This is a genomic window from Variovorax paradoxus (assembly GCF_009498455.1).
Classification (GTDB): domain Bacteria; phylum Pseudomonadota; class Gammaproteobacteria; order Burkholderiales; family Burkholderiaceae_C; genus Variovorax; species Variovorax paradoxus_H.
This window is the reverse complement of record NZ_CP045644.1, coordinates 2,498,238-2,520,238: the sequence shown is the minus strand read 5'-3', so window position 1 is coordinate 2,520,238 and position 22,001 is coordinate 2,498,238. Positions and strand designations below refer to the sequence as shown.

Here is a 22,001-nt window from a genome sequence, read left to right as displayed (position 1 = left end):
CGGAAACAGCATCCATGCGCCCTACCGCTTGATTTTCGATTCCTGTCGAACCACCGACCCGACACGCTGCAAATACTTCCGATACGCCACGTAGCCGGAAAGGTAGTGCTCCACGTCATCGATCCGGACCCGGAAGCTGTGGTGCCGGATAAAAAAGCTCCCCACCACCCGCCCCGGGTTCTTGAAGAACATCGCCAGCTCGGGAAAGAAATGCCCCGTCATCAGGTACCTGGCCCGTTGTTCCAACGCCAGGTGGAACTTGTCGAGGTCGAAGCCTTCCAGCAGATGCGACAACTCAGGCGTGGATTGCAGGCGCACGATCATCTTTTCGGCCGCCATCATCAGTTCCAGCAAGGTGGGAAAGGTGGTGATGCGTTCGAGCACGAAGTCCAGGTGGTCACGCACGTTGTCCAGACCAAAGCGGTAGTACCGCACCTCGGGCTTGTACAGCGTGATTTCGTTGACGCAGTAGCCCAGCCAATGGTCGTGCGCTCGCCAGTGCTCGGCCTCGATGAAGTAGTTGAAGGCCAGTTCGGCACTGCGTAGCCATCGCGGGTCGCGGGTCAGGCCGTAAAGACGCATCAGACCGAAGGCGGCCTCGCCGTCGTAATAGATGATGCGGCTCTCCTGCTTCACGGTCAGGTCCGGGTGGTGAAGCACGTGCACGAAGCGCCCCGTCGAAGCGTCCTGCATATGGACGATGCCAAGCGCCAACGCCTCGAGCAACGGAAGGTATTGCGTGTCGCCGGTCAGCTCGGTGTATTTCGAAAGCGCCAGCAGGCAGACGGCATTGCCGCCGAGCTTGATCTCGTCGCCTTCGTCCACGAGGAACGCGGCCTGCGCACCTGACGGCAGCGTCGCGCGGTGGATGAAGTTGCCGATCAGGTGAGCGATCGCCTTGTCGATCGCCACCTTGTGCCGCGGATCGCCCGTGAGCTCCCAGCCTTCCAGCAACGCATAGGTGGAGCTGGCATGCCGCAAGGTGTTGTAAGTGGGAATGGGACGGTCGAAGCACGGGAACCAGCCGTACTGGTACTTGCCCGAGGGCGTGACCTGCCGCGCGAGATAGTTGGTGCCCGTGGCGATCACTTCTTGAACGTACGCCGGGTTCCAGTCTGGCAACACCCGATGGCCCCGGTTGCGCCCCTGGTGCTCCACACGGTGCAGCGCCTTGCCGTCGGTGAAGACGGCGCGCGTCTCGAACAACCACACCCGGTCCGTCGGCTGCGACGGCCAAGTCAATTCACGGCCAAAGCGGCGTTGACCATAGCGCTTGAGGTTGGCCTCGTTCGGCGTTGCCTTGTCGAAGTTGCTGTCATAGAGCACCGCATTCGCGGCGATCTCGGGCTCGAGCATCGCCACTGTGAATTCTTCGTCGAAGGCAATGCCGAAGCGGAAGTAATTGCGCTTGGTGACTGTGAGGCCCTGGGTCAAGGTCGCCCAGTTCATGGCATGCACCGTGTGGACCACATCGATGCGCACCCAGAGGATCTGCAGGGCGGCCTGCTTGCGTTGCCATGCGCTCAGCAATTGCGCGCCACGCTGCCAGGTGGCGCCGAAGTCCTTGCCACGCGCCACGACGACATGCGCGCGTTCCTGGCCGGTGCAGGCCGACATGAAGAGCACGCCGGGTTTCCCGGCGGAGCCCGAGGAGGCCGCGCGGCACTCGTCCCACAGCTCGGCGCCCGCAGCGCGTGCCTTGGCCAGCAATTCACTCAGGCTCATGGATCAGGTCTTTTTGCAATGAAGGGGTCAACGCCAGAAATGCGTCGAGTTCGGGCGAGTTCGCCAGACCCGCACGGCGGGCCTCGAGGCGGACCACGCTCTGGATCCTTCCGAAGATGTCCGCGTCAAATTGAGCGGAGCGCTGGTCAGCCTCTTTCCATTGATAGGCAGGCCAGCCTCTTTGCGCTCCGATGTCGCGGTCGAGCGACGCCAGCGATTCGAAGACCGCCTTCATGAAGGCAGCGCCGTGCAGTTCATCGTCATGGACCACCCGACTGCCGTCGACGTAAGCCAGGTGGGCCACCGCAGCGGGCAGTTTCATGCGGCCCGCCGGGTCCAGCAGCTGGGCGAGGCGATTCCAGAAATTACTCGCCGCGTAAGTCGTGCCGAAGACCTGCTCCTGCAAGGACGCCGACGACAGCGGCAACGGCTTCTGCGGCCCGCTGCCGAGCCGCAGGGCGTACTCGGCCCATCGCGCCGTGCCTTCGAGAAACCAGCGGGGCTTGAACATGGTGTACCCGTACTGGTACAGGTGAAAGAGTTCGTGGACTGGCGTCACGTTCTGGTTGACGTGGCTGTTGAGCAGATCGATGCGCAATGCGCATTGGCCGGTGGCGCCGTCGAATCCGAGACGGTAGTTCCTGACCTCGTCGTAGGCCAGGCCGTTGCCTCTTTCCAGCTTCAGCAAGAACACATCGATGGACGTTGCTTGCGCGTAGCGCGGCTGCTTCAGAGGCGCCACGAAGCCCATCAGGTCGCTGAACAGGTGGCGGCCGGCCACCAGCTGTGTTGCGACGTCCTCCACCTTGTCCGGGATGCCGTTGCCGTTCAGGTCGCGCTGGTCTGCCAGTGCGTGGGGGCCTGCCAAGGCATACACGATGCGGAATTCATCGCGCACATGGATTCGTTCCAGCATCGGGAATGCCTGGCTGGTGCCCGGCCGGCACGGCCCCGAGGCGGACTGCTGCGCCTGAGCCGTCGCTCCTGCACAAGCCAGACAGAGCAATGCCGCGACGCGAAGTGCACGCCATTGCCTCCGATGCCGCTCGCTCCCGCCCTGTAGCGCGTGCACGCTCAGTTCGCCATCGAATGCGCAAAGAGGCTCAGCGCGGCAGCCTGTTCTTCTGCCTGGTGCGAGGGGCTCCGCTCGCGCGCGACTGGCAGCCAGGGCTCGGCGAGTTTCTGGAAAGGCGGGTTCACGCTCAGCCCCATCAACAGATGCACCCGATGGGACGGCTCGTTGCTGCGATTGACCGCGCGATGATTCACGTCGACCCGCACCAACCAGGCGGAACCGTCCGCCGGCAGATGGACGCTCTCGATGCTTCCATCGTCACGCTGCCATTCGAAGAAGCAGTTGGGATTGGTGATGATGGGGATGTGCAGCCGCCATGTTTCCACTTTGGCGTCTGTGTGCAGCGGCATCTCTGCACCCTCGCTCTCCAGTTGCATGATCCGAGCCCGGTAAGGCTTCAAGCCTGTGCGGCCCAAGTCGTCGATGACCTGGGCCAAGCTGCCACTGCAGGCGTCGGTGGGATTCACACCACGCGCGTTGGATCCGCCAGGTGCAATGCGGCGAATGCCATCGTCCAGCGTTCCATCGCGGCTGGTGACCGCCCAACCGACGTAATCGACCCTGTTGTCTCTGTAGGGCGTCGAAGGCATCTTCTGGACATGACCGAGAAAATGCGTGCGCAGCGCTTCGGGGTCCGTCTTGAAGTTTTTCAAGCGTGCAAACAGGACATCTTTGGACTGGTTCATGAGTCTTCCTCACAGCGGCGTTGCGACTTCGAGCGCACTGGGCAGTCGAAAGAGGCAGGACTTGCCGCGGAAATAATTGGGGAGATGAAGGCCTTCGTCGGCCGGCTCGAGCGCTATGCCGGTCAGACGCGAGGCCGCTTTCACAAGTGACTGCCGGACGCGATCCAGCGTCGCCGTCAACTTGGGTCTACGTGAGGAGGGCAGCCGGGCACGGAGGCCGCATCGGGCACTCAGGCCATCGGAACGGAAGATTCCGGAAACTGCCGATGTCATGGCGCTCAGCCGCCTGTGCGGCTGTTGAGATGACATCGAGTCGCCTCACAACAAGGGGGAAGTCGTCGAGCTCCGTCTGTGCGGACGCGCTGTCGTGTGGTTGTCCGGAGCCGTTGCTGCCTTGGGCGACCGATGCTGTCATTTCATCCGGTTCCCCTGCGGCGCTATTGGTCATGCCTGCTTGCGCAAACCAAACGTCCTGCATCACCGCAGCCCAGCCGTGACAACACAGCAGGATTGCAAGGAACAACAGTGAAATGGAGATTCGACTCATGACGGCCATCGGGTGACAATTCACCGGTCGAATCAGTCTATTTCCTTGCCAGTCTGCTGTCACTCGGCCAAGGTTATTTCTACGGAAACCGGTAGCCGTCGCAAATCAATTCCTCAATTGAAAGCCGACTGACGGGCTCAGCCAATAGCTGAACGCCAAGCTCGATCCGAGCTCAAGAAGATGTCAATTCAGCTTGCGAGCGTGAGGGGCTCGCGATGGCGTGCGATCTCTCGAACCTCCGCCCACCATGTGGACCATCGCTGCGCGATCTTGTCCGCCGTGAAGCGCTCTGCGGACGCCAATGCGCCGAAGCGCAGGTCGTACGCTTTCTCGGGGTCTTCCAGCAGCGCGACGATCGCGTCGGCCATCGCGCCGATCTCTCCGGGAGGAACCAGGATGCCGGCATCACGGCCCTCCAGCAAATCCTTCGGGCCGTACTTCACTGCGAACGCCACCAGCGGACGCGCGTGGGCCAGGCACTCCAATCCGAACTGCGAGAAGCCCTCCTCGCTGGACGCCATCACGCCCAGGCTCGATTCCCTGAAGAGGGTCGCGACATCGCTTGCATAGCCGTGGATGTGGATGCTTCCGGCCAGGCCGCTGGCGTTGACGCGCGCCTGGAGCGCCGCCTGCAGAGGGCCGACGCCGTGGGTGTGCAACTGCGCGTCCGGGAGCTTTTTCAGGACGCGTTCGAACGCCTGGAACAGCAACTCATGCTGCTTCTCGGGTGTGTAGCGCGCCAGATAGATCACCCGCTTTTCCGGCGAAGAAGCCGTTTCGACGGTCTCCGGCACACGGGCCAACGCGTGCGGAATCACTTTCAGTTTCGCCGCCGGCACACCGGCTTCGAGCAGGTCCTGATGCTGCTCTTCGGTGGCAACGATGAGGCTGTCGAACGCGTCTGAATCTTCGAGCAGGTGCCGATAGCTGCTCTTCAGTTGTCCGTTGGGCAGCCGATGGGTGCTGTGCAAGAAGGCACTGACCGTGCAGTGAAGCCGCTGGCTCACCGCACTCTGCCGCAGCTTGCGGTACATCTTGTTCTTGTCGACGAGAAAGTGCCAGGTGACATCTGGCTCCAGATTGGCGCCCATCATCGCGCAGACAAAATCGCTCTCGCTCGTGTAGCTGATCGCGGCGCCCTGCGCATCGCGTATTTCGATGGCCTGCAGATCCGCGCCGCCCCGGCCCGATGCGAATGTCTTTCGCATCACGACCTGGCCGTTCGCCAGCTCGAATTCTTCGCAACCGGTCTGCGTCGGATCCCAAGCGGCCGGGTGGCTGATCTTTCGCAGCGAAGGCCTGGCCGCATTCGGCTTGGCCCTGGCCGGCGGCGAGCCGGATGCCGAGGGCAATGAAGCCAGCGGGGTGAGCAAGCCTGCGTCACTCATGTCGACCAGCCAGTCGTAGACATTGAGCACCTTCGTCTCGAGCGGCAGCACCCCCGAGTCCTTCAGGACCGCTTCGTTCCTGCGCAGCTGGGGAGCGAAGTTGCTGGTCAGGATCCACGGGGTGATGCCGAGTTGGCTGTGGAAGAGATGGGCTCGGCGGAGGCCGGCGATCTCAATGCCATTGCCGACCTGACGCAGGTTTTCGTGCAGGAACAACACGCGCTCCACCCGGGAAGCCGCCGCGACGCCCGTTGCTTCCGGAAGGGTCGATGCAGGGTCGGCATGGCGCGGCGATGTCCCAATGTCGTTCGTCAAACCCAACTCCTCGAGGTGCGCGCCGGCAGGATGCGTGGCGTCGAATTGTCAATGATGATCACACTGCGTGTCGCACTTCGCTGCGTCGACGGGGGCGTGTCGCTTCGGTGTGCGTGCCGCCCCGCGCGGTGACGCGCCTTCCCGCCACGGCCCGACGGCGCGCCGGACTACTTTTGGATGCACGGCGTAACGGCATGCTGCCCCTCATAGCAGACACAACACAGCAGGGGGCAAGCGATGAACAAGACCGAGGCCTTGGCGGCCATGGTGGAAGTGGCTCGGATCGGGCGCGGCATGACGCCCGCCGACGCACTCACGCACCTGGGCGAACTGATCGCGCAAGAGTCACCGGACGATCCGGCGCATGACGCCAATGTCGAAAAGCTGCTGCGCCTCGGCGCCTGCATCTGGTCACTGCGGCGTGGGCTGTTCCTGCCCGAGCCGTCCGGGCGTGGCGACGCGCTGGACGCACCGCCGGTGCACCGCCCCCACGAAATCACACCCATCGGCACGGTGCCTGCGCGTGCATCGCACCCCGCGTCGCACCACCCGGTGATCCCGGCGCTGAGCACGTCGGTGCACTACGGGCTCGCGGCCGCGCTCACACCACCCGATGCTCCTCCACCACAAAGGCGGTGATCTCGGCCAGGAAGGTCTTCGCGTGCGCCATCGTGCGCCGGCCTTCGGGTGAGGCAAAGGCGGCGTTCAGCGTGTCGGTGTTCTCGAACCACAACTCCACGATGCCGTCGATCGGCAGTTCGGCGTAGCCGCAGGGCGTGCCCTTTTCGAACTCGCGCGCAACGACCACGTTCTGGCGGTAGCCGGCCACGCCGGGCATGCGGCGCACGTGCTCGGCGTGCACCTTCCATTCACGGCGGAAGTCGGCCTCCGACTGTGCGGCCGGTCGGCGCAGGGTCGAGATGCGCTTGAGCATCGCCGGCCCCGCCGACGATGCGGGCGACGGCGGGGCGATGACCTCGGTCTGTTCGACCGTCACGATGTGCAGCCCACCCAGAAAGTGGCGCTCGTCAGCGCGGATCTCTGCAGCGAGTTCGCCGATGTTGAAGGCCGCATCGGCCTGCGCCGCGGCATCGAACTGCAGCTGCGAGAAACCATCGAAGTCCCACGGTCCGCGCGCGAAGTCGATGCCGCGCTGCAGGCGATCGGTCACGCGGTTCTGCCGATAGCCGCGCAGCGTGGGCAGGCGCGCGACGAGCGGGCCGTGGCGTTCGCGCCAGTGGCGGCTGAAGGCCTCGTCGGTCCAGCCGGGCTGCTTGCGGATCAGGCCCATGCGCAGGGTCGTCGTGGTCGGTTCGGTCATCGGTCGGTCTCCTTGTGGGGTTGCGTGTGCTCTGCCTCGGCGCGCGCACGCGCCAGGCCGGGCGCGCGCTTGGCGAGCCACACGCCGTGGCGCACGGGCCAGCGCTGGTATTGCGGGTCGGCGCCGAGCGCAGCGGCCGCGTGGTGCGGCCAGTAGGGATCGAACAGGGCTTCGCGGCCGAGTGCGATGAGGTCGGCCTGCCCTGCGGCGAGCACGGCTTCGGCCTGCTGCGCATCGACGATCATCCCGACGGCCTGCGTGACCACGCCGGCCTCGCGCCGTATGCGTTCCGAGAACGGCACCTGGAAGCCCAGGCCGCGCGGCACGGGAAGCGCGCGCGTCTCTTCGGTGAGGCCGCCTGACGAGCAGTCGATCACGTCGACGCCGCAACGCTTCAGCTCGCGCGCGAGCAGCACCGAGTCGTCGAGGTTCCAGCCGTCGAGCGTGCCATCCACGGCCGAGAGGCGGCAGAACAGCGGCTTGCCGGCGGGCCATGCGGCGCGCACGCGCTGCGCGATTTCGAGAGCGAGCGACATGCGGTTCTCGCGGCTGCCGCCGAGCGCGTCGTCGCGGTGGTTGGCGTTGGGCGACAGGAAGCTCGCCACGAGGTAGCCGTGGCCGAAGTGCAGCTCGACCACGTCGAAGCCCGCCTTGTCGGCGCGCACGGTCGCATCGACAAAACGTTGCACGACCTCGGCCATGTCCGCCGCATCGAGCGCGCGCGGCGCCGACCAGCCCGGGCCAGCCGCGAGTGCGCTGGGGCCCAGGCGCTCCCACGGCTCGTCGTCGGCCGCCATGCATGCCGGGTCGATCGCGGCACCGCCCTCCCACAGCGGCTCGCTGCCGGCCTTGCGGCCCGCGTGCGCGAGCTGCACGCCGATGGCGCTGCCTTGTGCGTGGACGAAATCGACCACGGCCTTCAGCGGTGCGATCTGGCTGTCGTTCCACAGGCCGAGGTCGGCGGTGCCGATGCGCCCGCGCGGATCGACGGCGGTGCTCTCGGTGAGGATCAGGCCCGCGCCGCCGAGCGCGAATTTGCCCAGGTGCACGAGGTGCCACGGCGTGGCATGGCCGCGCTCGGCGGCGTGCTGGCACATGGGCGAGATGACGACACGGTTGGCGAGCGTGAGCTCGCGCAGCTGCAAAGGCTGGAACAGCAGTGGAAGGGAAGAATCAGGCATGGAAGGAGATCAAGAGACCGGCGGGGCCACCGGCCGCGTGCCGAGCCAGGTGCCGGTCATCACCGCGGCAAAGCCGAACAGGTGCCACCACGTGAGCACTTCGCCCAGCAGCAGCGCCGCGAACAGCACGCCGAACACCGGCACCCAGTAGAGAAAGACGGCCGTGCGCGCCACGCCGATGACGGAGATCGCACGGTTCCAGATGAGGTTGCCCGCGGCGGTGGCCGCGATGCCCGAGAACAGCACCAGCGCCCACGGCCACACGCCGGGAAAAAGCTGCGCCGTGCCCAGCCGCGAGGGCCCGAGCACGGTGTGGACCACGAGCATGAGCGTGCCGATGACGTAGATGACCCAGCTGATCGACAGCGGATCGATCTGCCGCGCCAGCCGCTGCACGCCCACGCCGCCGATCGCGAAACTCACCACCGACAGCGCGAGCATCAGGTCGCCGATGCCGGCGCTCGACAGGCCCGCGCCCGGGTGGCTCAGCACCACCGCGGCCACGCCCATGAAGCCCAGCGCCACGCCCGCCATGCGGCGCGGCGTGAAGCGCTCGCCGAAGACCAACGCGGCCATCAGCGCCGACACCAGCGGGCTCAGCGCCATGATGAGCGCGCCGTTGGTGGCGGTGGAGCGAAGCAGCCCTTGCGCGAACAGGATCTGGTTGCCGTAGACCATGAGGAAGGCGCAGCCCGCCATCACCGCGAGTTGCCGCGCGGTGAGCCGGGGCACGCCGCCGCGCCGCCACAGCACGATGGCGCTGAGCGCGCAGCACGCCACGCCCATGCGCAATGCCGAAAGCGGCAGCGTCTCGAAGGACGTGGTGAGCGCCTTCACGACCGACACGTTCACGCCCCACACCAGCATCGCGAGCAGCATCCAGCCCTGCACGGACGCGGGCGTGGCGCCGTGCGTGGGCGCGGGTTGGCTCACCTCAGCTTTCGAGGGCGTTCCACATTTCGATGTCGCGCTCTGCGGTCCAGATGCGCGGGTGCACGTGGCCGGTGGCCTCGTCGTAGGCACGCGTCACGTCGAAGGGCATGCAGTGGTCGAAGATGACCCAGTGGCCGTAGGTCGGGCGCAGCGCGGCCACGGTTTCCTTGTAGATCACGTTGAGCGACTTGCCTTCTGCCACGCCGTTGTTCACCAGCGTGTAGACGTCGGAAATGAAGGCGCGCGTGGAGGCAATCGCCTTGCGCACGTCGGCGGCGTTTTCCAGTGCGGCGCCGCGGCCGGGCACCAGCTTCTCGAAACCGAAACCGGCCAGGCGATCGAGCGTGGTGGGCCAGTCGCGGAAGTAGCAGTCGCCGGCGTACGCAGTGCTTTGGTACTCGACGAGGTCGCCGGCGAAGCAGATCTTCTGGTCTTCGAGGTAGGCGATTGTGTCGCCCTTGGTGTGGCCGCGGCCGACCTGCGCGATCTTCACTTCGAGCTTCTTGCCCAGCCACACGCTCATGGTGCCGTCGAAGGTCATGGTGGGCCAGGTGAGGCCGGCCGGCACCGACTCGACGTTGCGGAACAGGCGCGGGAAGCGGCCGATCTCGCTGGCCTTGTCCTGCTCGCCGCGCTCGACGATCAGGTCGTAGGTGTCGCGGCTGGCCAGGATCTGCTCGGCGCCTTCCTTGAAGTACGCCGACGCGCCCAGCACGCGCACCGCGTGGTAGTGGCTCAGCAGCACGTACTTGATGGGCAGCGGCGTGACTTCGCGGATGCGGCGGATCACGTCCTGCGCCATCGCGGGCGTGGCCTGGGTGTCGACCACCATCACGGCCTCGTCGCCGATGAAGACGCCGGTGTTGGGGTCGCCCTCGGCGGTGTAGGCGTAGGCGTTCTCCGAGAGGCGGGTGAACGAGACCTTCTTTTCTTCGAGGTCGGCCTGGCTGGCGAATTTCTTGGTGGTCATTGGGGTTCCTTTGATGTGAGCAGTAAGAGTCAATGCGTGCCGAGGTACGCGGACTTCACCTTGGGGTTGTCGAGCAGCTCGCGGCCGGAGCCTTCGAGCGTGATGCAGCCGGTTTCGAGCACGTAGGCGCGGTCGGCCACGCCGAGCGCCTGCTTGGCCATCTGCTCCACCAGCAGGATCGTGAGACCCGAGCTGCGCAACTGGCGGATGGCGTCGAAGATGTCCTTGATGATGAGCGGCGCCAGGCCCAGCGAAGGCTCGTCGAGCAGCAGCAGGCGCGGCTCGCTCATGAGCGCGCGCGCAATCGCGAGCATCTGCTGCTCGCCGCCCGACAGCGTGCCGGACAGTTGATGCTCGCGTTCTTTCAGGCGCGGGAAGCGCGTGAACTCGCGTTCGATGGCGCGCTCCACGAAGACCTTGTCGCTGCGGCGCGAATACGCGCCGAGCATCAGGTTCTCGCGCACGGTCTGGTCGGGGAACACGCCGCGGCCTTCGGGCGACAGCGCCACGCCCAGGCCCACGCGCTGGTGCGCGGGCACCTGCGTGCAGTCCTTGCCGTCGATGAGCACGCGGCCTTCGGCCACGGGCTCCAGCCCGACGATGCTCTTGAGCAGCGTGCTCTTGCCGGCGCCGTTGGCGCCGATGATGGTGACGACCTCGCCCGCGCGCACTTCCAGGCTCACGCCCTTGACGGCCTCGATGGCGCCGTACGAGACCTTCACCGATTCGATTTTCAACATGATGGTTTCGGTCCTCTGGCTCAGGCGGGCACGGCCTGCGCCGTGTGCGCTGGTTCTTCGTCGTCCACGCCCAGGTAGGCCTCGACCACGCGCGGGTTCGACTGCACCTCGGCGGGCTTGCCTTCGGCGATCTTCACGCCGTAGTCGAGCACGATCACGTGGTCGGAGATCGACATCACCAGATCCATGTGGTGCTCCACCATCAGGATGGACACGCCGCACTTTCCGATGCGCACCAGCAGTTCGCCGAGCTCGGCGGTCTCCTGCGGGTTGAGGCCGGCGGCGGGCTCGTCGAGCAGCAGAAGCTGCGGCTCGGTGGCGAGCGCGCGCGCCAGTTCCACGCGGCGCTGCAGGCCGTAGGGCAGGCTGCCGGCAGGCCAGTGCGCCAGGTGGCCCAGGCCCACGAGGTCGAGCAGTTGCAGCGCGCGGTCGCGCGTGGCGCGCTCCTGCTTGCCGGCCGTGGGCCAGGCCACGAGCGACGACAGGAAGCCGTTGCTCATGCGGCTGTGCCGTCCGAGCATCACGTTGTCGAGCACCGAAAGGTCGGCGAACAAACGCAGGTTCTGGAAGGTGCGGCCCATGCCCAGGCAGCAGATGGTGTGCGCCGGCTGGCCCACGATGTTGCGGCCCAGGAAGCGGATCACGCCCGCGTCGGGTTCGACCACGCCGGTGAGCATGTTGATCATGGTGCTCTTGCCGGCACCGTTCGGTCCGATGAGCGCATGGATGTGGCCGCGCTGCAGGCGGAACGACACGTCCTGCGCGGGCTTCACGCCGCCGTACGACTTGGTCACGCCCTGCACCACCAGCAGCTCGCCTTCGCCGCCGGGACCGATCTGGCCCGGCACGCCGTTGCCGGCCGGCCCTTCGCCACGATGGCGCGACTTCAGGAACCACTTGTTGAAGAGACCCACCACGCCGCCCGGCATCACGTAGAGCGCGAACAGCAGCAGGAAGCCGTACAGGAAGTGCTGCGCCGAGGGCCAGCGCGCGAGCAGCGCGTCGGTCGCCGTGAGCAGCACCGCGCCCACGATGGGGCCGTACATCGAGCCCGCGCCGCCGAACAGCACCAGCAGCAGGATGAAGATCGACAGGTGGAAGGTGATGAAGTCGGAGTTGATGTACTGGTTCTGCTGCGCCACGAGCGCGCCCGCGATGCCGCAGGTGACGGCCGCGACCACGAAGGCCATGACCTTGGCGCGGTACACGCGCACGCCCACCGACGACGAGGCGATTTCGTCCGCCTGCAGCGACAGCAGCGCGCGGCCGAAGCGGCCCTGCAGCAGGTTGCGCAGCAGCAGGTGCAGCGCGGCGCTGAGCACGATGCCCAAAATCACCCATTGCACGCTGCTCAACGGCTGGCCGTTCCAGGTCAGCGGACGGATGCCGTAGATGCCCTGCGCGCCGCCGAACACGTCGGTCCATTCGCCCACGAGCTTCTCGACCACGATGCCGAAGGCCAGCGTGACCATCGCGAGGTACGGTCCCTTCACGCGCAGCGAAGGCAGCGCGATGAGCACGCCGCACACGCCCGAGACGACAGCCGCGATCACCAGCGCGAGCCACGGGCTCAGCTCGGTGCGCGAGGTGATGAGCGCAACCGCGTAGGCGCCGGCCGCGAACAAGCCGGCCTGCCCCAGCGATTTCTGCCCTGCATAACCGACCAGCACGTTCATGCCGGCGGCGCACAGGTAGTAGACGCACATCATGAAAGCGATGCGCAGGTAGTAGTCGTTGCCGGACAGCGTGACGAGGCCGCACAGCACGGCCGCCACCAGCACCACGGCGGCGGGATGGGCGAGGCGCTTCATACCTTCTCCACCGTCGAGCGTCCGAACAGGCCCGTGGGCCGGAAGGCCAGCACCAGGATGACGAGCGCGAACACCGCGACCTCGCGCCACTGCGCCTGCCAGAGATTCACCATCGACTCGAGCACGCCCAGCAGGAAGCCGCCGATGACGCAGCCGCGCGGGTTGCTCAGCCCGCCGATCATGGCGCCCGAGAAGCCCTTGAGCCCCACGGTCAGCCCCATGAAGAGCGAGGCCTGCGCGATGGGCGCAAGCAAGAAGCCCGACAACCCCGCCAGCGCCGAGCTGACGACGAAGGCGCCGATCATCATGGCGTTGGTGTTGATGCCCATGAGGCTGGCGACGTTGCCGTTCTGCGCCACGGCGCGCATGGCCTTGCCGATCATGGTGCGGTTCATCACGCGGTCGAACCCGATCATCACGACCACGGCCACGCCGAGCGTGAGCAGCTCCTGCGGGCGCACGCCCACGCCGAACATGCGGATCACGGTGTCGCCCACGGGCGCGGGCACCACCACGGGCTTCGGGCCCCAGATGGCAAGCCCCACGCTCTGCAAGATGACGCCGAAGCCCAGCGTGCTCATGACCCAGGCCATGCCCGGGCGGCCCGCGAAGGGACGCACGCCCAGCACATAGAGCAGCCAGCCCAGGAAGCCCATCACGCCGAGCGCGGCGACCAGCGCGAACAGCTGCGCGCCCGCGCCGGGCACGGCGTCGCCGAAGGTGGTGGAACTGAGCGGCTTGCCCAGCACGAGGAACAGTGCGCTCATGCCGATGAACGCGCCGGCCGAGACGAACTCGCCGTGCGAGAAGTTCAGCGTCTTGGTCGTCGTGAACGTGATGCTGAATCCCAGCGCCACCAGCGCATAGGCACCGCCGACGGCGAGCCCGCTGATGAGCGCCTGCAGGAGCGCTTCAACCATGGTGTGTATCTCCGTTGCGGAACGAGGCGGTGCCCCGTTCCTTTGTCTCAGACGTTTATTGCTTGAAGTCGGCCGGCTTGAGCGCACCGATCAGCGCGTCGCTGTAGGGCATCAGCTTGCCGTCCTTCCAGCGGATCCAGACCAGGTCTTTCGCCGTGAGGGCTTCGTGGTTGGTCTTGCTGAAGGGCTTTTCGTAGGTCTTGAGCACGCCCTGCACCGGCGTCTTCAGGTCTTCGAGCGCGACGCGCACGGCGGCGCCTTCGGTGCTGTTGGCCTGCTTCATGGCCTGGGCCAGCAGCAGCACCGAGTCGTAGCCGTGCAGCGCGAACGAGAACGAGCCCGGCGCCTTCAGCTTGCTGCCGATGCGGTCGAACAGCTTCTGCTGCGCGGGCGTGCGCGTCTCGCTCACGGTGCGCATGAAGATCGGCTTTTCGGCCAGCGCCTTGCCGGCTGCGTCGTAGAAGGTGATGTTGTCGGCCGCCCACGAGGTGAGCGTCAGCGGGAAGTAGTTGATCTTCTCCATGCTGCGCACCAGCTGCGCGATGGGCGTGCCCTGCGCCCACACCACGACGGTGTCGACATTGGCGGCCTTCATCTTGCTCAGCTGCGAGGTCATGTCGGTGTCGCCGACGCCGAAGCGCTCGGTGGCTGCGATCTTGATGTCCTGCAGCTTGGCGATTTCTTCCATGTCCTTCAGGCCGCCCTGGCCGTAGCCGGTGGTCTCGGCCATGAGGCCCACGACCTTGGAGCCGGCCGCGTTGCGCTTCACGTAGGCCATGAGCGCGGCGACCTGTTCGCGGTCGACCATCGAGACGCGGAACATGTAGTTGTCGGCGCCGGCGCTCATCGGCTTGGTGATGTCGGTGCCCGAACCCACGTTGCCCAGCACGGGGATCTTCTTCTGGTTGGCGATGTGCTTCCAGGCCATGGCGTTGCCCGAGTTGGTGGGGCCGAACACCGCCACCACCTTCTCGTTGTCGACCAGGTCGCTCATGTTCTGGATCGACTTCGGCGGCGCCGAGACGTCGTCGCGCGTGACCAGCGTGAACTTCCGTCCGAGCGCGCCGCCGGCGGCGTTCAGGTCGGCAATGGCCGCTTCCATGCCCAGCACCGCGGCCTGGCCGCTCTGCGCCGAGGGCGACGCCGAGAGGTCGCCGTTGTAGCCGAGCTTGATGTCTTGCGCGTAAGCACCGGCACTGAACGCAGCGAAGGCGGCGGTCGCGAGCAGGGTCTTGTACAGACGGATCGTTTTCATTCTTTGTCTCCTGAAGTGTTTGACGGACGGGAACGGGAAATCGAAAAAGAAGGGGCCTGCCTCAAACGGCTCAGACCGCGAGAAAGCCGCCGTCCACCGGCAGCGTGATGCCGGTGACGTAGCGGGACATGTCGCTCGCCAGGAAGATCACCGGGCCCACGAGGTCTTCGGTCTGGCCGACGCGGCCCATCGGGATGCGCGTCATGAACGACTCGAGGCGCTGCGGGTTCTCGCGCGTGGCGGCGGTCATGGGCGTCTCGATCACGCCGGGTGCGAGCGCGTTGACACGCACGCCGGCCGGCGCGAGCTCTTGCGCCAGCGACTGCGTGAGCATCTTGATGGCGCCCTTCGAGGGCGCGTAGCCCAGGCTCGCGGCCTGCCCCGCATAAGCGGCAATGGAGGCGATGTTGATGATCGATCCCTTCGTCTGCTTGAGCACGGGGATGAAGGCCAGCGTGGTGTTGAAGGTGCCGTGCACGTTCACGTCGATGGTCTTCTTCCAGTTGGCCGCGGCGTTCGGGCTGCTGGTGGTCTCGCGGATGATGATGCCGGCGTTGTTCACCAGCAGGTCGACATGGCCGACCTCTTGCGCCACGCGCGCGGCCAGTGCATGGCAGGCCTCGGGCGCGGTGACGTCGAGCACGAACGACCAGGCTTCGCCGCCTTCGTTGCGCACCAGCTGCGCGGTCTCGGCCACGGTGGCTTCGTTCATGTCGGTGACGACGACGCGTGCGCCCGCCTGGGCCAGGCCGAGCGCGAGCGCGCGGCCGTTGCCCTGGCCGGCACCGGTGATCAGCGCAAGGCGGCCTTCGAGCAGGCGCGGTGCGACGTGAGGAGGAAAGGGCATGGTCGGCTCCTTGAATGAATGAATGCGTGCGTGCGTTGAATCGGATCGGGGTCAGGCGCTGCGCGGCACGGCCACGGCTTCGCGCTGTTCGACGTGCAAGGGCACGGCCACTTCGGCCTGCGCCACCTGCAGCCCTGCGACGTAGCCGAAGGTAAGCGCCGGGCCGAGCGTGATGCCCGCGCCGGGGTAGTTGCCACCCATCACGCTGGCCGCGTCGTTGCCGACGGCGTACAGGCCCTTGATCGGCTGGCGGTCGGCGCCGAGCACGCGGGTCTTCTCGTCGGTGACGAGGCCGGCGAAGGTGCCGATGTCGCCGACGACGAGCTTGATCGCGTAGTACGGGCCGTTTTCGAGCGGTGCCACGCAGGGGTTCGGCGTGACGTTGGCGTCGCCCTGGTAGCGGTTGTAGGCCTTGCTGCCCTTGCCGAACGCGGGGTCGTCGCCGGTGCGCGCGCCTTCGTTGAAGGCTTGCACGGTGGCTTCGAGCGCGGCGGGGGCGATGCCGATTTCTTTCGCCAGTTCGCCGATGGTGGCGCCGCGCTTCAGATAGCCGGTCTTCAGGTGGCGGCCGATGGGCAGCGGTGCGGGCGCGACGCAGCCCAGGCCATAGTCGCGCAGCGCCTTGTGGTCGCACAACAGCCAGGCCGTGACCTCGGGCTCGCCGTCGCTTTCGCAGGCCTTGACCATCGCCTGCACGAAGTCGTGGTACGAGTTGCCTTCGTTCGCGAAGCGCTTGCCCTTGGGCGTGACCGCGATCACGCCGGGCTTGGCGCGGTCGATGAAGTGCGGCATCACGCCCTTGCTGCCATCGGGCCGCGTGGTGACCGACGCCGGCACCCAGGCCGCGGCGTGCGGGATGGTGCCGTCGACGCGGCCGCCCACCGCTTCGGCCAGGCGCAGGCCGTCGCCGGTGTTCGTGGAGGGCGACGGCGAGTAGTGCTCCTTGCCCGTCGGTGCGTGCGGGAACAGTTGCTTGCGGCGCTCCACGTCGTACGGGAAACCGCCGCATGCCAGCACCACGCCGCACTTGGCGGTGATGCGCACCGACTTGCCTTCGTGTTGCACCACGGCGCCCGACACGCCGTCGTACTCGACCACGAGCTTCTTCACGGGCGACGAGAGCCACACGGGAATGTCCAGGTCCATCGCGGCCTTGGCCAGGCGGCCGGCCAGCGCGTTGCCGTTGGTCAGCGTCATGCCGCGGCCGTGGCGCACCACGTCCAGGAAGTGGCGGGTCAGGCGCTTGGTCACGTACCAGAACGAGGTCGGCGACTTGAAGGCCCGCATGAAGTGTTTGATCTCGGGGCCCGAGCCCAACATCATTCCGAACACCGTGAGTTCGGGCAGCGGCGGCGCCAGGTGCTTGATGCGCGCACCGAGCTCGCGGCCGTCGAACGGGCGCGTGACCATCGAACGCCCGCCGGGCTGGCCGCCGGGCGCTTCGGCGTGGTAGTCGGGGAAGACGGGCGGCATGTCGAACTGCACGCAGGTGTTGCGCGTGAAGAAGTCGATGGCCTTCGGGCCCATGTCGAGAAAAGCGCCGACGCGCGCCGCGTCGAAGTGCGTCGTGGTCTCGTGCTTCATGTAGTCGAGCGCGGCGCCGGGCGGCTCATGGATGCCCTGCTCCGTGGCCAGGCGCGTGCCCGGAATCCACAGCCAGCCGCCCGAGCGCGCGGTGGTGCCGCCGAAGCGCGGCTCTTTCTCGACCACCAGCACCTTCAAACCCTGCGACGCCGCCGTGACGGCGGTGGCCATGCCCGATGCGCCGCTGCCGACGACGAGGACATCGCATTCCCACGTGTTCTGTTCCATCTCTGCCTCTGTTCGCTCTCGTGTTGTGTGTACGACTTAAGTGCGGCGGAGTTTATGGAGCGATGTTGATATGGTCAAGTCCTTTAGTTACTATCAGATGATCAGTCATCGTCGATTGAACACGACAATATCAGTAAAAACCCTGATGGCTATACTCGCTCCCTCCCTCAACCCCCACGCCGGGCGCCCCATGGAAAAGCCAAGACGTGGCATTCAATCCGTCGAAATCGGAACGCAATTGCTGGTCGCGCTCGGGCGGCACGTGGCGCCCATGGCGCTGCGCGACCTCGGCAAATCGGCCGGCATTCCGGTCGGCAAGGCGCACCCCTACCTCGTCAGTTTTCTGAAGGTCGGGTTCGTGGTGCAGGACGGCGCCGGCCGCTACGAGCTGGGCCCGCTGGCCCTGCAACTGGGCCTGGCCAAGCTGCAGCGGCTCGACCCGATCAAGGAGGCGTCGCCGCTCATCGAAGCGCTGGCCTCCGAGACCGAACAGAGCATCGCGGTCGCCGTGTGGGGCAACTTCGGGCCGACCGTGGTGCGGCTGGAAGAACCGATCCACCCGCTGCACGTGAACCTGCGTACCGGCACCGTGATGTCGCTGGCCTACACGGCCACGGGCCGCCTGTTCGCGGCCTACCTGCCGCCGAAGGTGGTGGAAAAGATGATGGTGGACGACCTCGCTCGCCTGCGCGGGCCGGCCGGCGGCCGTGGCGCCGAAGAGCTGTCGACCTCGCAGATCGAGGCGCTGCTGGTCGAGACGCGGCTGCACGGCATGTCGCGCACGCTGGGCCAGCCGATTCCGGGCATCGACGCCTTCTGCGCGCCGGTGTTCGACTCGACCAACAACCTGGTGCTGGGCATCACGGCGATGGGCCCCGAGGCCACCTTCGACAGCGACTGGAACGGCCGCGTGGCCGTGCCGCTGAAGGCCTGCGCGCTGGAAATCTCGCGCCGCCTGGGTTTCGTGGCGACGGACGCGCCGGCTTGATTTGTAGGCAGGCGCTCACGCGCTTGGTTTGACTTATCCCGCACGCGCGGGCCGCAGACGCGGCCACCGTAGAGGCCTACCTACCTCACGGAGACCGGTCATGAAAAGCATCATCCTTTGGCTCTGCGGCGTGCCGCTGATCGTGATCATCGGGCTGAAGATCTTCGGCATTCTTTGACCGGCCCCGGCCTCGCGACGAACGATCCCGTTTCCTCCTCACGGCGCATCCTTGCGCCGTTACAGCGCCCCTCCCGGGGCGCTTTTTTTGGGCCGGATCAGTGCGTGTCGCGGCGCAGCTGCTGCACGTCTTCATGCAGCGCATGCGCCCAGCTGCGGCGCTCGCGGCTGTACGAGGGCTGCGGCTCGCCGAAGCGCACGATGGCCAAGAGCGGCGGCGCGCGCAGCGTGTTCCACACCGAGGTCAGCAGGCTGTCGTCGTCGATGTAGCGCGGCGCCTGGCTGGTTTCGCCAGTGGCGGCGTCGGCAAAACGCAGTGCGGCCGGGATCACCGGCGCCCCCGAGGAAATTGCGGCCTGCAGCAGGTTGGCGTGGAACGGGAGCAGTCCGCGCCCGTCGCTCGTGGTGCCTTCGGGGAACACGCCGATCAGGTCGCCGCCGCGCAGCGCCTCGGTCATGTGGTGCACCACGCGCATCGCATCGCGGCGGCGTTCGCGCTCGATGTAGAGCGTGCCCGCGCCGGTGGAGAGCGTGCCGATCACCGGCCACTGCTTGACGTCCGACTTCGACACGAAGCGCACATGGCGCGCCGCGTGGATGGCCGTGATGTCGAGCCACGAGAGGTGGTTGCAGATGAGCAATGCCGGCCCGTGCGCGGGCGGCTCGCCCTGCACGCGCAGCGTGACGCCCATGATCTGCAGCATGCGCGCCGACCAGGCCTGCACGCGCGCGCTGCGCTCGTCGGGCGACAGGTTCGGAAAGGTGAAGCGGATCGTCCACCAGCCCGACAGCGCATGCGACGCCGCATGCAGCAATCGCCAGCCGGCCTTCAACGAGTGCAGCATCTGGACGCGGGCCCTCTTCTTCTTTTTTCTGCGTAATTTGTGGCGATGTGGGCTGTCGTTCAGCCGTGCACGACGCGGCCGGCCACCAGCGTGTGGCGCGCGCGCCCCTGCATCGGGTAGCTGGAAAACGGCGTGTGCTTGCCCTGGCTTCGCAGCGCTTCGGGCACCACCTGCCATTCGAGCGACGGATCGGCAATGCACAGGTCGGCCACGCCGCCCTGCACGATGCGCCCGATGCCGCTGGCCGCGTCGGCCGCGTTCAGCAGCCGTGCCGGTGCCGAGGTGATGACCTCGATGGCGCGCGCCACGCCCGCGCCGCTGCGCTCGCCCCACTGCAGCGCGAGCGGCAGCAGCAGTTCGAGGCCGGTGGCGCCGGGTTCGGCTTCGGCGAAAGGCAGCGTCTTGGCATCGGCCTCGACCGGCGTGTGGTCGGAGACCAGCGCGTCGATGGTGCCGTCGGCCAGCGCGGCCGAGAGCGCGTCGCGGTCGCCCTGCTGGCGCAGCGGTGGGTTCAGGCGCGCGCGGCTGTCGAAGAAGCCGATGTCGGTGTCGGCCAGGTGCAGCGAGTTGATGCTGACGTCGCAGGTGAGCGGCAGGCCCTGCGCCTTGGCGTCGCGCACCAGCGCCACGCCGCGGGCGCTCGACACGCGGCACAGGTGCACGCGCGCGCCGGTGCTCTTCATCATTTCGATGATGGTGAAGATGGCGATCGTCTCGGCCGCCACCGGCACGCCGCCCAGGCCCAGCCGCGTGGCGAGCGCGCCACTGGCCGCGACGCCCTTGCCGAGGTCGCGGTCTTGCGGGCGCAGCCACACGGTGTAACCGAAGGTGCTGGCGTACGACAGCGCGCGTTGCAGCACCTGCGTGTCGGCCAGCGGCACGTCGGCCTGGCCGAAGCCGATGCAGCCGGCTTCGGTGAGCTCGGCCATTTCGGTGAGCACACCGCCGGCGAGGTTGCGCGTGAGCGCACCGAGCGGGAACAGGCGCGCGCGCTGCAGTTTTTCGGCGCGGAACTTGAGCATCTCGACCAGGCCGGGCTCATCGAGCACGGGGTCGGTGTCGGGCGGGCACACGAGGCTGGTCACGCCGCCCGCGATGGCCGCGGCCATTTCGCTTTCGAGCATGCCTTCGTGCTCGTAGCCCGGCTCGCGCAGGCGCGCGGCGAGGTCGACGAGACCGGGGGTGACGATGCAGCCCGTGGCGTCGAGGGTGCGCTCGGGCTTGAAGCCTGCCGGTGCGTGCCCGATGCCGGCGATCTTGCCGTCGGCGATGGCGATGTCGGTCTGTTGGTCGGTGCCCGAGGCGGGGTCGATGACGCGGCCGTTGGTGATGAGGATGTTCATGCGTCTGTACTTCCGGTGGCAGTCAGGGCCTGTTCGGGAAACACCGTGGAACCGGCTTTGCCGGGCCACTGGTGTTGCCCCCGGTAGGGGGTTGGCGAAGCGACACGAAGTGCGCGAAGACTGGGGGCGAGCAACATGTCTATGCTTCGTTGCCTGCGACGATGCTCATCACGGCCATGCGGACCGCGATGCCGAAGGTGACCTGCGGAAGGATCACGCTCTGTTTGCCGTCGACCACGGCGGAGTCGATTTCGACGCCGCGGTTGATCGGGCCCGGGTGCATGACGATGGCGTCGGGCTTGGCCAGTTGCAGCTTCTCTTGCGTGAGGCCGAAGGTCTTGAAGAATTCTTGCGACGAGGGCAGCAGCGCGCCGCTCATGCGCTCGTTCTGCAGGCGCAGCATGATGACGACGTCGCAGTCCTTGATGCCTTCTTCGAGCGTGTGGCACACGCGCACGCCCATGCCGGCCATGTCGGCGGGCACCAGCGTCTTCGGGCCGACCACGCGCACTTCGGCGCAGCCGAGTGTGGTGAGTGCATGGATGTCCGAACGCGCCACGCGCGAATGCAGCACGTCGCCGACGATCGCCACCGTGAGGTTCGAGAAGTCTTTCTTGTAGTGGCGGATCGTGTACATGTCGAGCAGCCCCTGCGTCGGGTGCGCGTGGCGGCCGTCGCCGGCGTTCACCACGTGCACGTGCGGCGCGACATGCTGTGCGATCAGGTACGGCGCGCCCGACTCGCTGTGGCGCACCACGAACAGGTCGGCGGCCATGGCGCTCAGGTTGGCGATGGTGTCCAGCAGCGACTCGCCCTTGGTGGCCGAGGAGCGCGCGATGTCCAGGTTGATGACGTCGGCACTCAGGCGCTTGGCCGCGATCTCGAAGGTCGTGCGCGTACGCGTGCTGTTCTCGAAGAACAGGTTGAACACGCTCTTGCCGCGCAAGAGCGGCACCTTCTTCACCTCGCGGTCGCTCACGCTCGTGAAGTTGGCGGCCGTGTCGAGGATGTGCGTGACGATGTCCTTGGGCAGGCCCTCAATCGACAGCAGGTGGATCAGCTCGCCGTTCTTGTTGAGCTGCGGGTTTCGCTTGTAGAGCATTACTTGTAGGCCTCCCGCCG

The 22,001-nt window shown here is 66.8% G+C and carries 19 protein-coding genes; 2 read left to right on the top strand and 17 right to left on the bottom strand.

Features of this window, described 5'->3' with window-relative positions:
• Nucleotides 1–21: 21 nt before the first annotated feature.
• The 4 genes from GFK26_RS11515 to GFK26_RS11500 all read right to left on the bottom strand — a co-directional run bounded on the left by GFK26_RS11515 (nucleotide 22) and on the right by GFK26_RS11500 (nucleotide 5,736).
• Complete coding sequence (locus tag GFK26_RS11515; protein WP_153282083.1) at nucleotides 22–1,725, bottom strand: Mur ligase; 1,704 nt, start codon at nucleotides 1,723–1,725, stop codon at nucleotides 22–24.
• Complete coding sequence (locus GFK26_RS11510; RefSeq protein ID WP_153282082.1) at nucleotides 1,712–2,641, bottom strand: peptidase; 930 nt, start codon at nucleotides 2,639–2,641, stop codon at nucleotides 1,712–1,714. The genes GFK26_RS11515 and GFK26_RS11510 overlap by 14 nt, the downstream gene beginning before the upstream one ends.
• 158 nt (nucleotides 2,642–2,799) lie before the next feature.
• Nucleotides 2,800–3,486 carry an aspartyl/asparaginyl beta-hydroxylase domain-containing protein gene (locus tag GFK26_RS11505; protein WP_153282081.1) on the bottom strand — a complete coding sequence of 229 codons (687 nt, stop codon included), beginning with the start codon at nucleotides 3,484–3,486 and terminating at the stop codon, nucleotides 2,800–2,802.
• 735 nt (nucleotides 3,487–4,221) lie between these two features.
• On the bottom strand, nucleotides 4,222–5,736 hold the full coding sequence (locus GFK26_RS11500) for a glycosyltransferase (protein WP_153282080.1): 1,515 nt from the start codon (nucleotides 5,734–5,736) through the stop codon (nucleotides 4,222–4,224).
• Nucleotides 5,737–5,973: 237 nt separating this feature from the next.
• Here GFK26_RS11500 and GFK26_RS34205 point away from each other — a divergent pair, with 237 nt between their 5' ends.
• On the top strand, nucleotides 5,974–6,375 hold the full coding sequence (locus GFK26_RS34205) for a hypothetical protein (RefSeq protein WP_228121972.1): 402 nt from the start codon (nucleotides 5,974–5,976) through the stop codon (nucleotides 6,373–6,375).
• Here GFK26_RS34205 and GFK26_RS11490 read toward each other — a convergent pair.
• The 10 genes from GFK26_RS11490 to GFK26_RS11445 form a co-directional block, all read right to left on the bottom strand.
• On the bottom strand, nucleotides 6,338–7,057 hold the full coding sequence (locus tag GFK26_RS11490) for an EthD domain-containing protein (RefSeq protein WP_153282079.1): 720 nt from the start codon (nucleotides 7,055–7,057) through the stop codon (nucleotides 6,338–6,340). The two genes, GFK26_RS34205 and GFK26_RS11490, sit on opposite strands and share 38 nt — an antisense overlap.
• On the bottom strand, nucleotides 7,054–8,238 hold the full coding sequence (locus tag GFK26_RS11485) for an NADH:flavin oxidoreductase/NADH oxidase (RefSeq protein WP_153282078.1): 1,185 nt from the start codon (nucleotides 8,236–8,238) through the stop codon (nucleotides 7,054–7,056). Before GFK26_RS11485 ends, GFK26_RS11490 begins: the two co-directional genes overlap by 4 nt.
• A 9-nt stretch (nucleotides 8,239–8,247) precedes the next feature.
• Nucleotides 8,248–9,171, bottom strand: a complete 924-nt coding sequence (locus GFK26_RS11480) for a DMT family transporter (RefSeq protein ID WP_228121971.1) — start codon at nucleotides 9,169–9,171, stop codon at nucleotides 8,248–8,250.
• Nucleotide 9,172: 1 nt separating this feature from the next.
• Nucleotides 9,173–10,141: an MBL fold metallo-hydrolase gene (locus tag GFK26_RS11475; protein ID WP_095746773.1), complete on the bottom strand. Its 969-nt coding sequence runs from the start codon at nucleotides 10,139–10,141 to the stop codon at nucleotides 9,173–9,175.
• A gap of 29 nt (nucleotides 10,142–10,170) precedes the next feature.
• Nucleotides 10,171–10,881 carry an ABC transporter ATP-binding protein gene (locus GFK26_RS11470; RefSeq protein WP_153282077.1) on the bottom strand — a complete coding sequence of 237 codons (711 nt, stop codon included), beginning with the start codon at nucleotides 10,879–10,881 and terminating at the stop codon, nucleotides 10,171–10,173.
• Nucleotides 10,882–10,901: 20 nt separating this feature from the next.
• Nucleotides 10,902–12,692: an ABC transporter permease subunit gene (locus tag GFK26_RS11465; protein ID WP_153282076.1), complete on the bottom strand. Its 1,791-nt coding sequence runs from the start codon at nucleotides 12,690–12,692 to the stop codon at nucleotides 10,902–10,904.
• Entirely contained in the window at nucleotides 12,689–13,612 is a 924-nt protein-coding gene (locus tag GFK26_RS11460; RefSeq protein WP_153282075.1) for a branched-chain amino acid ABC transporter permease, read from the bottom strand. Before GFK26_RS11460 ends, GFK26_RS11465 begins: the two co-directional genes overlap by 4 nt.
• Nucleotides 13,613–13,667: 55 nt before the next feature.
• The gene (locus GFK26_RS11455; protein ID WP_153282074.1) at nucleotides 13,668–14,867 is read right to left on the bottom strand and encodes an ABC transporter substrate-binding protein; all 1,200 of its coding nucleotides are present in this window, start codon (nucleotides 14,865–14,867) and stop codon (nucleotides 13,668–13,670) included.
• Between the two features lie 70 nt (nucleotides 14,868–14,937).
• Nucleotides 14,938–15,714, bottom strand: a complete 777-nt coding sequence (locus GFK26_RS11450; protein ID WP_153282073.1) for an SDR family NAD(P)-dependent oxidoreductase — start codon at nucleotides 15,712–15,714, stop codon at nucleotides 14,938–14,940.
• 51 nt (nucleotides 15,715–15,765) lie between these two features.
• Entirely contained in the window at nucleotides 15,766–17,526 is a 1,761-nt protein-coding gene (locus tag GFK26_RS11445; RefSeq protein ID WP_153282072.1) for an FAD-dependent oxidoreductase, read from the bottom strand.
• Between the two features lie 190 nt (nucleotides 17,527–17,716).
• Here GFK26_RS11445 and GFK26_RS11440 point away from each other — a divergent pair, with 190 nt between their 5' ends.
• Nucleotides 17,717–18,514, top strand: coding sequence for an IclR family transcriptional regulator (locus GFK26_RS11440; RefSeq protein ID WP_153282071.1), 798 nt, complete (start codon nucleotides 17,717–17,719; stop codon nucleotides 18,512–18,514).
• Between the two features lie 275 nt (nucleotides 18,515–18,789).
• Here GFK26_RS11440 and GFK26_RS11435 read toward each other — a convergent pair whose 3' ends face one another.
• The 3 genes from GFK26_RS11435 to GFK26_RS11425 all read right to left on the bottom strand — a co-directional run bounded on the left by GFK26_RS11435 (nucleotide 18,790) and on the right by GFK26_RS11425 (nucleotide 21,981).
• On the bottom strand, nucleotides 18,790–19,536 hold the full coding sequence (locus tag GFK26_RS11435; RefSeq protein ID WP_153282070.1) for a lysophospholipid acyltransferase family protein: 747 nt from the start codon (nucleotides 19,534–19,536) through the stop codon (nucleotides 18,790–18,792).
• Between the two features lie 59 nt (nucleotides 19,537–19,595).
• Nucleotides 19,596–20,879: a dihydroorotase gene (locus tag GFK26_RS11430; protein WP_153282069.1), complete on the bottom strand. Its 1,284-nt coding sequence runs from the start codon at nucleotides 20,877–20,879 to the stop codon at nucleotides 19,596–19,598.
• A gap of 139 nt (nucleotides 20,880–21,018) precedes the next feature.
• The gene (locus GFK26_RS11425) at nucleotides 21,019–21,981 is read right to left on the bottom strand and encodes an aspartate carbamoyltransferase catalytic subunit (RefSeq protein ID WP_056577783.1); all 963 of its coding nucleotides are present in this window, start codon (nucleotides 21,979–21,981) and stop codon (nucleotides 21,019–21,021) included.
• Nucleotides 21,982–22,001: the final 20 nt, after the last annotated feature.

What these genes read in the sequence shown, in the direction of transcription:
- GFK26_RS11515 (WP_153282083.1), bottom strand. Translation starts at nt 1,725, where the DNA reads ATGAGCCTGAGTGAATTGCTGGCCAAGGCACGCGCTGCGGGCGCCGAG.
- GFK26_RS11510 (WP_153282082.1), bottom strand. Translation starts at nt 2,641, where the DNA reads ATGCTGGAACGAATCCATGTGCGCGATGAATTCCGCATCGTGTATGCC.
- GFK26_RS11505 (WP_153282081.1), bottom strand. Translation starts at nt 3,486, where the DNA reads ATGAACCAGTCCAAAGATGTCCTGTTTGCACGCTTGAAAAACTTCAAG.
- GFK26_RS34205 (WP_228121972.1), top strand. Translation starts at nt 5,974, where the DNA reads ATGAACAAGACCGAGGCCTTGGCGGCCATGGTGGAAGTGGCTCGGATC.
- GFK26_RS11490 (WP_153282079.1), bottom strand. Translation starts at nt 7,057, where the DNA reads ATGACCGAACCGACCACGACGACCCTGCGCATGGGCCTGATCCGCAAG.
- GFK26_RS11485 (WP_153282078.1), bottom strand. Translation starts at nt 8,238, where the DNA reads ATGCCTGATTCTTCCCTTCCACTGCTGTTCCAGCCTTTGCAGCTGCGC.
- GFK26_RS11475 (WP_095746773.1), bottom strand. Translation starts at nt 10,141, where the DNA reads ATGACCACCAAGAAATTCGCCAGCCAGGCCGACCTCGAAGAAAAGAAG.
- GFK26_RS11470 (WP_153282077.1), bottom strand. Translation starts at nt 10,881, where the DNA reads ATGTTGAAAATCGAATCGGTGAAGGTCTCGTACGGCGCCATCGAGGCC.
- GFK26_RS11465 (WP_153282076.1), bottom strand. Translation starts at nt 12,692, where the DNA reads ATGAAGCGCCTCGCCCATCCCGCCGCCGTGGTGCTGGTGGCGGCCGTG.
- GFK26_RS11460 (WP_153282075.1), bottom strand. Translation starts at nt 13,612, where the DNA reads ATGGTTGAAGCGCTCCTGCAGGCGCTCATCAGCGGGCTCGCCGTCGGC.
- GFK26_RS11455 (WP_153282074.1), bottom strand. Translation starts at nt 14,867, where the DNA reads ATGAAAACGATCCGTCTGTACAAGACCCTGCTCGCGACCGCCGCCTTC.
- GFK26_RS11450 (WP_153282073.1), bottom strand. Translation starts at nt 15,714, where the DNA reads ATGCCCTTTCCTCCTCACGTCGCACCGCGCCTGCTCGAAGGCCGCCTT.
- GFK26_RS11445 (WP_153282072.1), bottom strand. Translation starts at nt 17,526, where the DNA reads ATGGAACAGAACACGTGGGAATGCGATGTCCTCGTCGTCGGCAGCGGC.
- GFK26_RS11440 (WP_153282071.1), top strand. Translation starts at nt 17,717, where the DNA reads ATGGAAAAGCCAAGACGTGGCATTCAATCCGTCGAAATCGGAACGCAA.
- GFK26_RS11435 (WP_153282070.1), bottom strand. Translation starts at nt 19,536, where the DNA reads ATGCTGCACTCGTTGAAGGCCGGCTGGCGATTGCTGCATGCGGCGTCG.
- GFK26_RS11430 (WP_153282069.1), bottom strand. Translation starts at nt 20,879, where the DNA reads ATGAACATCCTCATCACCAACGGCCGCGTCATCGACCCCGCCTCGGGC.
- GFK26_RS11425 (WP_056577783.1), bottom strand. Translation starts at nt 21,981, where the DNA reads ATGCTCTACAAGCGAAACCCGCAGCTCAACAAGAACGGCGAGCTGATC.